Annotated in this window: 10 protein-coding genes; 9 read left to right on the plus strand and 1 reads right to left on the minus strand. The window is 60.6% G+C overall.

The annotated features are described in order from the left end of the window. Nucleotides 1-236 precede the first annotated feature (236 nt). From ytfQ to mmsB, 8 genes are all read left to right on the plus strand, one after another. A complete protein-coding gene (gene ytfQ, locus AC0QTX_RS15195; protein WP_474604658.1) occupies nucleotides 237-1199 on the plus strand; it encodes a galactofuranose ABC transporter, galactofuranose-binding protein YtfQ in 963 nt (320 codons plus the stop codon). Between the two features lie 97 nt (nucleotides 1200-1296). Continuing rightward, on the plus strand, nucleotides 1297-2805 hold the full coding sequence (gene ytfR / locus AC0QTX_RS15200; protein WP_474604659.1) for a galactofuranose ABC transporter, ATP-binding protein YtfR: 1509 nt from the start codon (nucleotides 1297-1299) through the stop codon (nucleotides 2803-2805). Next, nucleotides 2806-3810, plus strand: coding sequence for a galactofuranose ABC transporter, ATP-binding protein YtfT (ytfT, locus tag AC0QTX_RS15205; RefSeq protein ID WP_474604660.1), 1005 nt, complete (start codon nucleotides 2806-2808; stop codon nucleotides 3808-3810). Further along, nucleotides 3807-4772 carry a galactofuranose ABC transporter, permease protein YjfF gene (gene yjfF, locus AC0QTX_RS15210; RefSeq protein ID WP_474604661.1) on the plus strand — a complete coding sequence of 322 codons (966 nt, stop codon included), beginning with the start codon at nucleotides 3807-3809 and terminating at the stop codon, nucleotides 4770-4772. Before ytfT ends, yjfF begins: the two co-directional genes overlap by 4 nt. 11 nt (nucleotides 4773-4783) lie before the next feature. Then, nucleotides 4784-5572, plus strand: coding sequence for a FadR/GntR family transcriptional regulator (locus tag AC0QTX_RS15215; RefSeq protein ID WP_474604662.1), 789 nt, complete (start codon nucleotides 4784-4786; stop codon nucleotides 5570-5572). Between the two features lie 201 nt (nucleotides 5573-5773). Then, nucleotides 5774-6877, plus strand: coding sequence for a multiple monosaccharide ABC transporter substrate-binding protein (chvE, locus tag AC0QTX_RS15220; RefSeq protein ID WP_474604663.1), 1104 nt, complete (start codon nucleotides 5774-5776; stop codon nucleotides 6875-6877). 93 nt (nucleotides 6878-6970) lie between these two features. Then, nucleotides 6971-8500, plus strand: coding sequence for a multiple monosaccharide ABC transporter ATP-binding protein (gene mmsA, locus AC0QTX_RS15225; protein ID WP_474604664.1), 1530 nt, complete (start codon nucleotides 6971-6973; stop codon nucleotides 8498-8500). Nucleotide 8501: 1 nt separating this feature from the next. Beyond that, nucleotides 8502-9701 (plus strand): multiple monosaccharide ABC transporter permease, encoded by a 1200-nt coding sequence (gene mmsB, locus AC0QTX_RS15230; protein ID WP_474604665.1) that lies wholly within the window; start codon nucleotides 8502-8504, stop codon nucleotides 9699-9701. Nucleotides 9702-9806: 105 nt separating this feature from the next. Here the strand turns inward: mmsB and trhA are convergent, their stop codons facing one another. Continuing rightward, on the minus strand, nucleotides 9807-10451 hold the full coding sequence (trhA, locus tag AC0QTX_RS15235) for a PAQR family membrane homeostasis protein TrhA (protein WP_474604666.1): 645 nt from the start codon (nucleotides 10449-10451) through the stop codon (nucleotides 9807-9809). A gap of 360 nt (nucleotides 10452-10811) precedes the next feature. On the opposite strand from trhA, the gene AC0QTX_RS15240 reads away from it, so the two are divergent. Next, the gene (locus AC0QTX_RS15240) at nucleotides 10812-11210 is read left to right on the plus strand and encodes a hypothetical protein (protein ID WP_474604667.1); all 399 of its coding nucleotides are present in this window, start codon (nucleotides 10812-10814) and stop codon (nucleotides 11208-11210) included. Nucleotides 11211-12955: the final 1745 nt, after the last annotated feature.

The raw sequence follows: 12955 nt of genomic DNA on the forward strand, positions 1-12955 counted from the left end.
CGGTAATAGAACCCCATCTTGTCCTGGCGCCCGAACCAGGCCTGGCTGCGCAGCTGGCGCTTCTTGTCTTCGCTCATCGTGCTCGCCTTTGACACGCTATCGCACCCGACCGGTCAGGGTGTGACCCCACGACTTTGGTTGTATAGGCGCTCTCATTAATTCATATAATACTACTAATGGGCAGCTGTTAAGGCTGCTAAAGTCGAAGAGCAACGACAAATTTAGGGAGAGAACGCATGGAGGCCCGTCATCTTCTGACGACAATCGGCATGGCTGCACTGATGCTGTCCTCAGGTGCCGCTTACGCCCAGTCCAAACTGACCATCGGGTTCTCGCAGGTCGGATCGGAGTCCGGTTGGCGGGCTGCCGAGACCAAGGTCTCGAAGATCGAGGCCGAGAAGCGGGGTGTGGACCTGAAAATCTCCGATGCGCAGCAGAAGCAGGAAAACCAGATCCGCGCCGTCAGGTCCTTCATTGCGCAAGGCGTCGACGGGATCTTCATTGCGCCGGTCGTGTCGACAGGATGGGATTCGGTTCTCAAAGAGGCCAAGGATGCCAAGATCCCTGTCGTCCTCCTCGATCGTTCCATCGAAACCAAGGATGATTCGCTTTACCTGACGGCCGTGACCTCCGACACGGTGTTTGAAGGCAAGGTGGCCGGTGAGTGGCTGGCCAAGGAAACGGGCGGCAAGTGCAATGTGGTGGAACTGCAGGGCACGGTCGGATCGAGCCCGGCCATCAACCGCAAAAAGGGATTCGATCAGGTCGTTGCCGCCAATCCCGGCATGAAGATCATCCGCACCCAATCCGGCGACTTCACCCGCACCAAGGGCAAGGAAGTCATGGAAAGCTTCATCAAGGCCGAGGGCGGAGGCAAGAACATCTGCGCCGTCTACGCGCATAACGACGACATGGCGATCGGTGCCATCCAGGCCATCAAGGAAGCGGGCCTGAAGCCAGGCAAAGACATCAAGATCGTCTCCATCGATGCGGTTCCGGATATCTTCAAGGCCATGGCCGACGGTGAGGCCAACGTGACCGTAGAACTGACCCCGAACATGGCAGGTCCGGCTCTCGACGCCCTGATGGCGTTCAAGAAGGACGGCAAGCAGCCGCCGAAGTGGATCCAGACGGAGTCCAAGGTCTATACGCCTGAGACGGCAAAGGCCGAGTACGACAAGCGCAAGGATCTCTACTAAGATCCTGAGGCTACGCCGGCAGCAGGCAGGTTCTGCCTGCTGCCGGCTTGAATCCGCCGGGCTTCGGCGGTTTTGCGCATGGTCGGGCGAGGACGTGATGCAGCCATCGAGAGAGCAGCCGCAGCTTCTTGAGATCAGAGGGCTGGCGAAAGGGTTTCCGGGCGTACAGGCCCTCGATCAGGTGGACTTCACCCTCGAGGCCGGAGAGATCCACGGCCTGCTCGGAGAGAACGGCGCCGGCAAGTCGACCTTGATCAAGGTGCTGACGGGAGTGCTGCGGCGTGATGCCGGCACCATCCGCCTCGAGGGACAGGAAATCACGGCGCGAGACACTGCCGACGCGCTCTCCTTAGGGATCGGCACGGTGTACCAGGAGGTCAACCTCCTGCCGAACCTCTCCGTGGCCGAGAACCTTTTCATTGGACGCCAGCCGCATCGCTTCGGTCTGGTGCGCACCGGCGAGATGCGCCGTCGTGCTTCCGAATTGCTCGCAGGCTACGGCCTCGGTATCGATGTCGCCAACCCCTTGAGCAGTTACTCCGTCGCCGTTCAGCAGATCGTTGCGATCGCGCGCGCCGTCGATCTCTCGGCCAAGGTGCTGATCCTGGACGAGCCGACGGCGAGTCTCGATGCTCAGGAGGTCGAGACGCTCTTCAGCATTTTGAAGCGCCTGAAGAGCCGCGGCATCGGAATCGTGTTCGTCACCCACTTCCTCGATCAGGTCTATGCCGTCTGCGACCGCATCACGGTCCTGCGCAACGGACGCCTTGTGGGCTCCCGCCCGATAGCCGAACTGCCCCGGATCGAACTCGTGTCCATGATGCTCGGACGTGAACTCGCCGCAGAGGCTCTCCACCGCAACCAGCGGCCTGCCGTGGCGGGAGAGCCGCTCGTCGCTTTCAGGAACTACGGCAAGAGCCGCATGCTGGAGCCGTTCGATCTGGCTCTGCGCCCCGGTGAGGTGGTGGGTCTGGCCGGGCTTCTCGGCTCCGGGCGGACGGAGACCGCCAAGCTGGTATTCGGCATCGAGCGGGCGGACAGCGGACAGGCATTCGTCGACGGCAGGACCGTCCGTCTTGCGTCCCCGCGCGATGCGGCACGATTGCGCTTCGGCTTCACGCCGGAGGATCGGAAGACGGAAGGGATCGTCGCCGAGCTGTCGATCCGCGAGAACATCATTCTGGCCCTGCAGGCGCAGCGCGGCTGGCTGCACAAGATCCCGAGGGCCAAGCAGGATGAGATCGCAAGCCGTTTCATCAAGCTTCTCGACATCCGAACGCCGGATGCGGAGAAACCCATCGGCCTTCTCTCCGGCGGCAACCAGCAGAAGGCGCTGCTGGCCCGCTGGCTTGCCACCGAGCCCCGCTTCCTGATCCTCGACGAGCCGACCCGCGGCATCGACGTGGGAGCCCATGCCGAGATCATCCGCCTGATCGAGCGGCTGTGCGAGGATGGGCTTGCGCTCCTTGTGATTTCCTCGGAGCTCGAAGAGATCGCCTCCTACAGCGACCGGGTGATCGTGCTGCGCGATCGCAGACACGTGCGCGAGCTTTCCGGAGACGAGGTCAGCGCCGACACCATCATGACAACCATCGCGAGCCATTGAATGAGCGGCATGATCCAGGCCATTGCTCCACGCACCTTACCCAAGGGACTGCCACAGGTCGCGGCGCTCCTGATCGTCTTTCTCGTCAACTGGCTCGTGTTCCGCGACTTCTTCGCCCTGCGCCTGCAGGACGGCCGCCTGTTCGGCAGCGTCATCGACGTGCTGAACAGGGGTGCGCCCGTCGCCATCCTCGCCTTGGGCATGACGCTCATCATCGCCACCCGGGGGATCGATCTCTCGGTCGGCGCCGTCATGGCGATTGCAGGCGCGGTTGCTGCGACCCTGACATCGCAGGGCTATCCGCTTCCCGTCGCCCTTGCGGCGGCTGCCGGTGTCGGGCTTCTCTGCGGCTTGTGGAACGGCATCCTCGTCGCCGTGCTTGAAATCCAGCCATTCGTGGCGACCCTGATCCTGATGGTGGCTGGACGCGGCTTTGCGCAGCTCATCACGGAGGGCCAGATCATCACCTTCGTGAGCGAGGGCTTTGCCGTGATCGGCGGAGGATCCTTCCTGATGCTGCCGATGCCGGTGGTCATCGCCCTTGTGATGCTCCTCATCACCCATCTCGTGGTCCGCTACACGGCGCTCGGGCTCTTCATCGAGGCCATCGGGGCCAACATTCGCTCCAGTGCCTATGCGGGGATCGGCACCAAGGTTGTCACCATTGCGGTCTACATGTGGTGCAGCCTCTGTGCGGCCATCGCAGGTCTGATCGTCACGGCCGATATCCGCGGGGCGGACGCCAACAACGCGGGTCTATGGCTCGAGCTCGACGCCATTCTCGCCGTGGTGATCGGCGGCACGTCCCTCTTCGGCGGGCGCTTCAGCCTCGGCCTTGCGGTCGTCGGGGCGCTCATCATCCAGGCCATGAACACCGGGATCCTGCTGAGCGGCTACCCTCCCGAATACAACCTCATCGTGAAGGCCATCGTCGTGCTCGCCGTGCTCCTGGCCCAGTCCCCCGTCCTGACGGCTGTTCGCGCGATCTGGAGGAACAAGGCATGATCCGGCGGCACCTTCCAGTCCTCATCACGCTGGCCGTCTTCATCGTCGGCTACCTGATCTGCCTTGCTCAGTTCCCGAGCTTCGCCTCCACGCGCGTGATCGGCAATCTCCTGACGGACAATGCCTTTCTCGGCATCGTGGCGGTCGGCATGACCTTCGTGATCCTATCGGGCGGCATCGATCTCTCGGTCGGCTCGGTGATCGCCTTCACGGGGGTGTTCCTGGCCGTCGCCATCGAGCGGTACGGCCTCGATCCATACCTGGCCTTCATCCTCATCCTCGGCTTGGCTGCCCTGTTCGGAGCCGGCATGGGCTTCCTGATCCACGCCTTCCAGATCCCCGCCTTCATCGTCACGCTCGCGGGCATGTTCCTGGCGCGGGGGCTCTGCTTCGTGCTCACCACGGACTCGATCCCGATCAATGCTCCGGCCTATGGCCAGATTACCGACATCGCCTTCGCCCTCCCGGGCGGGGGCCGGCTGACCTTCATCGCCATCGTCATGCTCCTGACCTTCGCAGCCGGCATCGTTCTGGCCCATTTCACGCGGTTCGGCGCCAATGTGTATGCCCTGGGCGGCAACAGAACCTCGGCCGAACTGATGGGCGTTCCCGTCGGGAAAACGACGGTGCGGATCTATATGCTGTCGAGCCTCCTCGCCGCCCTGGCGGGGATTGTCTTTTCCTTTTACACATCCGCGGGCTACTCCCTGGCCGCGACTGGGGTCGAACTCGACACGATCGCCGCCGTGGTCATCGGCGGCACGCTGCTGACGGGGGGCTACGGAACGATCATCGGCACCCTTGTCGGCGTGTTGATTCAGGGATTGATCCAAACCTACATTACCTTCGAGGGAACCCTGAGTTCCTGGTGGACGAAGATAGCCATCGGTGCTCTCCTGTTTGCATTCATCGTCTTGCAACGGGGATTGTCGGCGGCATCTGTTCGATCCAGGTCCAATTGAGAGAACAGGTCATGGTGTTGGTGAACGGTTTCCAGAGGCCCTCAAGATCGCGATCGGCCCATGATCTCGTCACCCATGGGATCGGTCAGAACATCATGCAGGGACGCTTCCCTATCGGAAGCATCTTGCCGGGCGACGGTGAACTGATGGAGCTCTTCGGGGTTTCGCGCACGGCGCTTCGGGAAGCCTTGAAGACGTTGGCTGCGAAGGGCCTGATCGAATCCAAAACGAAGGTCGGCACCAAGGTTCTGGATCGCAACAATTGGAACATGTTCGACGCCGACATCCTCGAATGGCATCTGGAGATGGGCGTCGATGCCCGATTCCTCGGATGGCTGTTCGAGATCCGGCAGATGCTCGAGCCGCTCGCCTGCGCGACAGCGGCCCTGCGGCGGACGCCGGAGCAGCTCAAGGCCATGCACAAGGCGCTTCAGGGCATGTATGGGTGCGAGAGCAACCGGCAGGGGTTCACGAAAGCCGATCTCGCCTTTCACCAAGCCATCCTGGAGGCTTCCGGCAATCCCTTTCTGCAGTCGATCGGTTCTGTCATCGGGGCGGCCCTGGCAACATCGTTCACGATCAGCTCCCCGGTTTCAAGCGACGACCGCTTCAGGGAGGTGATGCGGCAGCATCAGGGCGTCTTCGATGCTATCGAGCAGCGACACTCGTCCGCCGCGAGCGACGCCATGGCCGCGCTCATCATGCAGGCGGCGGAGAGGGTTCAGATCAAGCACGCTGAAAGCTCACTGGCCCGGATCCAGATCCATGCCTTCTCAGGCACTGACCAGTCCAGCCGATGAATGCTTGCCGCGAAAAATAGTAGTATAGTATGATTTATTATTGAAAGGACCGAGCTAACACTCGGTCGGGCAACAAAGAGAGAGCTGACCCCAAAGTAGCGGCCGGCCTCCACAAGAAGATCAGACGGCCGGTTCTGATGGGACCGCTGCAAACTGACGAAAAGTTCTTGGGCGAAGGGTGCCGATTTGCGCCAGGCAGTCATGGCGAAAGCCTGGCCATGGACAAGAGGGAGAACGACCTTGAAGACATTTAGAACCACATTGGCGGCTGCGGCTCTTGGAGCCTTCGGCCTGCTTGGTGCCGCACAGGCGCAGGATAAAGGTACCGTTGGCGTGGCCATGCCCACGAAGTCGTCCGCACGTTGGATCGACGACGGCAACAACATGGTCAAGGTGCTGAAGGAGAAGGGCTACAACGTCGATCTGCAATACGCGGAAGACGATATTCCAAACCAGCTCTCCCAAATCGAGAACATGATCACCAAAGGCTCCAAGGTGCTGGTGATCGCGGCGATCGACGGAACGACCCTGTCCGACGCGCTGCAGCAGGCTGCCGACAAAGGCATCAAGGTCATCGCCTATGACCGTCTGATCCGCAACTCCAAGAACGTCGACTACTACGCCACCTTCGACAACTTCCAGGTCGGCGTGCTCCAGGGCGGCTATATCGAGAAGGCTCTCGGGTTGAAGGAGGGCAAGGGCCCGTTCAATGTCGAGCTGTTCGGCGGCTCGCCGGACGACAACAACGCCTACTTCTTCTACAACGGCGCCATGTCCGTTCTCGACCCCTATGTCAAGAGCGGCAAGCTCAAGGTTCAGAGCGGCCAGATGGGGATGGACAAGGTCTCGACCCTGCGCTGGGATGGTGCGGTCGCCCAGGCCCGCATGGACAACCTGCTCAGCGCCTTCTACACCGACAAGCGCGTCGATGCGGTTCTCTCACCCTACGACGGCCTGAGCATCGGCATCATCTCCTCGCTCAAGGGCGTTGGCTACGGCACGGCCCAGCAGCCGATGCCGGTCATCACCGGTCAGGATGCGGAAGTCCCGTCCGTGAAGTCGATCCTGGCAAAGGAGCAGACCCAGACGGTGTTCAAGGACACCCGCGAACTCGCCAAGGTGACGGCCACCATGGTCGACGCGGTGCTCGGCGGCAAGGCGCCCGAAGTCAACGACACCAAGACCTACGAGAACGGCGTGAAGACCGTGCCGTCCTACCTGCTGAAGCCGGTCAGCGTCGATGCGTCGAACTGGAAGGAAGTGCTGGTCGGCAGCGGCTATTACAAGGAAGACCAGTTCAAGTAACCGACTCAATGAATTTGGGCCCTGCGTGATTGCGCAGGGTCCATCCTCGTTTCTGGAGGGATTGCCGACCCCGGTGCGGCTTGAGGTTATGTGATGAGCGCAGTCCTTGAGATGCGAGGGATTACCAAGACGTTTCCGGGCGTAAAAGCGCTCGACAACGTCAATATCACCGTCAAGGCCGGTGAGATCCATGCGCTGGTGGGTGAAAACGGCGCAGGCAAATCCACGCTCATGAAAGTCCTGAGCGGTGTCTATCCGCACGGCTCCTATTCCGGCTCGATCGTCTACGAGGGCAGCGAAAGACGCTTCAAGGGCATTGCCGACAGCGAGGCGCTCGGCATCATCATCATCCATCAGGAGTTGGCTCTGGTGCCGCTCCTGTCCATTGCGGAGAACATCTTTCTCGGCAACGAGCAGGCCCAATACGGGATCATCGACTGGTCGGCGGCATTCGCGCGAACGAAACAGCTGCTCCAGGTCGTAGGCCTCAACGAATCTCCCGAAACGCTCGTCACGAACCTCGGGGTTGGCAAGCAGCAGCTCGTCGAGATCGCCAAGGCCCTCTCCAAGAAGGTCAAGCTCCTTATCCTGGACGAGCCGACCGCCAGCTTGAACGAGAAGGACAGCGACGCACTCCTGAAGCTGTTGCTCCAATTCAAGGCTCAGGGCATCTCCTCGATCCTGATCTCCCACAAACTCAATGAGATCTCGAAGGTCGCCGACGCAATCACGGTGCTTCGAGATGGCAGCACAGTCGAGACGCTGGACTGCCGGGCAGAGGCCATCAGCGAGGACCGCATCATCCGAGGGATGGTGGGCCGCACCATGGAGGACCGCTATCCCAAGCGCGAGCCGAAGATCGGCGAGACCATCTTCGAGGTCGAGAACTGGTCCGCCTACCACCCGATTCACAACTCTGTGCAGGTGGTCAAGAACGTCAACCTGAACATCCGGCGCGGCGAGATCGTCGGCATTGCCGGGCTGATGGGAGCAGGGAGGACCGAATTCGCCATGAGCCTGTTCGGGCGCAGCTATGGGCAGAGCATTTCGGGCCGCGTGATGCTCCATGGGCGGGAGATCGATGTGAGCACGGTCGAGAAGGCGGTCGCGAACGGGATCGCCTATGCCACAGAGGACCGCAAGACCTATGGCCTGGTTCTGGCCGAGGACATCCGCAAGAACGTGACGCTTGCCAATCTCAAGGGGGTGTCCAAGAATCTCGTCATCGACGACATTCAGGAGCTGGCGGTTGCCAACGACTATCGCGCCAAGATGCGCATCCGCAGCCCCAGCGTCTTCCAGGAGGCGGTGAACCTATCCGGCGGGAACCAGCAGAAGGTCGTTTTGAGCAAGTGGCTCTTTTCCGATCCGGAGATCCTCATTCTCGACGAGCCGACCCGAGGCATCGACGTGGGCGCGAAGTATGAAATCTATACCATTATCAACAGACTGGCAGATGCCGGCAAGGGCGTCCTCATGATATCCTCGGAAATGCCGGAACTGCTCGGCATGTGCGACCGGATCTATGTGATGAATGAAGGGGCCCTGATCGCCGAGCTCGACATCGACGAGGCATCCCAGGAAAAGATCATGCACGCTATCGTTAAGTCCGGGAGGCGCTGAGATGGATACGAGAACCGCGGACGAGCTTCACGTTTCCCAGCCGAAAACCTCGTGGACGGAGTTCATCAAAACCCATTTCCGCGATTACGGCATGCTGCTGTCGCTGCTGGTCATCATGCTGTTCTTCCAGGTTGTCACCAACGGTACGCTTCTGCGTCCGCTCAACCTGACCAACCTTGTGCTGCAGAACAGCTACATCGTCATCATGGCGCTCGGCATGCTGCTGGTCATCGTGGCCGGGCACATCGACCTCTCGGTGGGTTCCATCGTCGGCTTTGTAGGCGGTCTGGCCGCCATGATGATGGTCAGGTGGGGCTTCGATCCCGTGACCACCACCGTCGCGTGCCTGATTGTGGGCGGCATCATCGGTGCGGCCCAGGGTTATTGGGTCGCCTATTTCAAGGTGCCCTCCTTCATCGTGACGCTCGCGGGCATGCTGGTCTTCAAGGGACTGACCCTGGCGCTCCTCGGCGGCATGTCGGTCGGCCCCTTCCCGGTGGTGTTCCAGCGCCTGAGCTCCGGCTTCATCCCTGACGTCTTCGGCGGCCAGGGGTTCAACTACACGGCCCTGTTCCTCGGAGTCGCCAGCGTCGCAGCAATCATCTATTTCAGCTTCCGCAGCCGCGCCAACCAGCTCAAGCATGCGGTGGAGACTGCGCCTATTGGCCTGTTCCTCTTCAAGAACGGTCTGCTGGCCGCGCTCATGATTGCCTTCTGCTACCTCATGGCGACCTATCGTGGATTGCCGAACGTGCTCGTCATCATGGCGGTTCTGATCGCGCTTTATGCCTTCGTGACCAACCGCACCACGATCGGCCGGAGGGTCTATGCGCTGGGCGGCAACGAGAAAGCCACCAAGCTGTCGGGCATCAAGACCGAACGCCTGACCTTTCTCACCTTCGTCAACATGGGTGTGCTGGCAGGTCTCGCCGGCCTGATCTTCGCGGCTCGCCTCAACACGGCTACGCCGAAGGCCGGCCTTGGCTTCGAACTCGACGTGATTGCGGCCGTGTTCATCGGCGGCGCCTCGGCCACGGGCGGCGTCGGCAAGGTGACGGGTGCCGTCATCGGCGCATTCGTCATGGGCGTGATGAACAACGGCATGTCGATCCTGGGCATCGGCATCGACTACCAGCAGGTCATCAAAGGCCTCGTTCTGCTCGCAGCGGTCTCCTTGGACGTCTACAACAGAAAGAAGTGAGCCGGTCGGGAATGAATCGAGAATTGCGCAGGCCTGCGTATGGCCAGCTTGTTCAGCCTTCATCGCTATCTAGTCGAGAGTGACTAAGCCTAGCGATGCGCCACGTCAGGCCCGTGCAAGCACCAAGCAGTCGAGCACGGCACCATAATGACAGGCGGCCGCGACCAGCACGAAGGCATGCCATATCGCATTCTGAAAGCGCAGGCTCTCCCAAAGGTGGAACACCACGCCGGCCGTGTAGAGAACGCCCCCGATCGCGAGAAGCCAGAGAGTGGATGCGGGAAGATCGCCGAACACGGATTCGTAGGCCATGACGCCGCTCCAGCTCAGGAAAAGGTAGAGCACGATCGACAAACGGTCGAAGCGGCCCGGGAAGCTGAGCTTGAGTGCGATACCCACTGCGGAGGTGAGCCACACACCGACCAGAAGCGCCATGGATTCCGCGCTCGCCTTCATCTGGGTGATGAACGGCGTGTAAGTCCCTGCAATCAGCAGGTAGATGGCTGAATGGTCGAACCGTCTGAGCGTCCATTTGACGGGCGAGACAGGCCAGAGGTTATAGAGCGCCGATACGGTGAGCACCGTCAGAAGGCCGGTGCCATAGACCAGAATGGACGTGAACTCCCACGCACCGACGGTTGGTGCGGCCATGACGAGCAAGGCGATGATGGAGACCGCCCCGGCAATCACGCCCAAACCATGCACGACGCCGTCCGCGATGATCTCATGCCTGTCGTAGTTCCACCTCACGTTCACTTCCTCTGTAGTAGAGCAGGTTTCCGAATACTGCCGGGTATCAGGCAGTCTGATTGCGGCAACATCCGGTGGATATATGGATCACATCCAGTGTAGTTCCAGGCGGAACGATATGGGCTATGTACCCATGATGCCGGGATCGATGCAGAATATTTCTCCAATCAGAGTATCCAGCGGCGAGAAGTCCCCTCTCTCGATCTTGCCGATGCGATCCGGCCGCTGAAGCAAAGGAGAATGGACGATCTCTTCTGTATATGGCCGTGCATGATCTTAAATCAGTCTCAATCCTGTCGCGCCTTTGCCTCGATTGAACTCTGACCTAGAGCGGATCTTCGAGGTGCGAGGTGATTTGAGATGCATGAGGATGAGGCATTTCCACTGGAAACCGTTCCGTCTTGGGTGAGGACTGCTGTCCTGCGCGAGTTTAGCGGGCGCAGGCCCACCGTCGGAGAAGTCAGCCGGATCTGCGATAGAAGCTGGTTGGCAGTCCCGGGAATTGGACGGTCGGCGCTGGCGAGCATTCGCCAAGTCACGGACAATCAGCCGCCTCTGCACCCGGATGCTTCTGCCGTGGTAATGTCAGATGCCGAGTTGGTGAAACGTCTTGAGGCCCTGCAGGAGGAGCTCAGGAGCTTGAGCGAGATCCTGAACGCAACGCTTTCGCCGATATCGAAGAAAGGATTTCGCTCCGGACGCATGCGGAGAAATCCGTCGATGGGCCGCAAACATCAAAGTACGGGTATTGCCTTCTGAATGTCCACTCGATCGTGCGCTTCCTCTCTCATAGGCTGGCCGCGTTTGCAGAATACTGCAAAGCTTGCACTTGTCGCGGCAGAACCGACGTAACTGCATTCCTGAGCCCTATTCCTGGAAGAACGAACTATGACTATAAGAGGGCTGTCGTCGGGACTGGTGCGTGCTGTTCCGACAACCGAAGCTCCGTTTGTTCATAGGAGACCCTCAATGAGCGAGTGGCGGCCGCTAGAGACCGCGCCTCGGGACGGATCCAGGCTTGATGTATGGACGGAGAACGGGATCCGTTACATCGATGTGTTCTGGCATCACGGCCCTGATTATCCTCAGGGTGCGTTCGTCTTCTACGACACTCATCTGCGAGATTACATCGACGTGGATGACGCAACTCACTGGATGCCCCCGCCTGCACCTCCACATGTCGGGGCAGCCTCGTAGATAGAAGTCGATTCTGTCATGTGGTGAGTTTCCCGCGTGAAGCGGCGCGGCTGGAGCAGGCAAGCCGCCTGTGCCTCACAGATGATCCCTCATGCTGGTTTGGCCCCCGATGGGGAGCCAGAAGACGCGGCTTCTGCGCCGCGCGGACACCCGTGTAAAGGCCCCTCTGCCATAGCATGGAGAATGCCTGCCGACCCGAAGAAGCGAGCCGAGAGTACGACCGGGTGCCGCTGCAGCCGGTAAGAGGGCCCGGATTCCGGCCCCGTTCATAGGCACTCGGCACGCTCAAAGGTATCATCGTTCCGAATTGCCAATGAGAACACATGACGAAGCCACAATGCAGTCCAGTATTAGATGACGACCTGAGCTTGGATGACGACCTAGGCAAGGCAATCGAAGCGAGAGCCTCTCATGTCGATTAACGAGCGTCCCTTGAGTTGACCCATCGCTGCGCTGAATATTGGAAAGCAGAGGGCCGCCTATGATCCGGCAGATGTCTTGGCGCTCTGGAGCAGCGCATGAAGGAAGGTTTGGCCCGCCGGTCCTCGGCAGAAAGTGGTGGAGCGTTGTTGGTGTTCTCGTTGTAGGGAGCGCAACGGCATATCTGCTGCCGAGCTTTGCAGAGGGTCGGCATGAGCCAGGAGGACCCTCGCCGGAAGTGGCCGATGGTCACCCCGCTCCGAACGATGCCGATGCGAATAGCCGGGGCGTGCCCGATCCGGCCCCCTCGCTGACGGAGACCTGGCAGAACTTGCCTCTGCTCGCAACGCAAAGCTCCGCTGAGGTCGCGGCAGGTGATGAGGTCAGGCTTCTGGCCCTCCAGGCATCTTTTGAGCGGGAGCGGAACAGTGCCGCCATTGCACAGCTGCAGATTGCCGCGCTCCAAGAACAACTCGCCACCCTGCAAGAAAAGCAGGAGGAGGCATTGGTTCTCCGGGAACAGCTCGCTGATGCACAGGCATTTGCAAAGCAGGCAAGCGAGCGACTGAGCGCGGAGACTGAGCAGAAGAGGCGAGCGGATAGTGCATTGTTGAGGGCGGCCGCCTTACAGGAAGAGCTGGCAACCCTGAGCACAGCGCTCCTCAAGGCCCAGAGAACGGCAGACATCGAGAAGGTGAGAGCTGCTTCCGCGCTGGAGCAGCTGGAAGCCGCGCAGCGTCAGCTGGCTGTCGTCTCTGCTCGCGAGAGGGGCAGCGCAGGGACCGAAAGCCGATGGCCGCCTCAGAACGATCAGGTTGTTGATGCTCCTCCAAGCAGCCTCAGCAACCCACTCCCGGCGGAGCAAGCCTCCGAACCTCCTGTGTCTC

Source organism: Microvirga sp. jy35, from assembly GCF_056148915.1.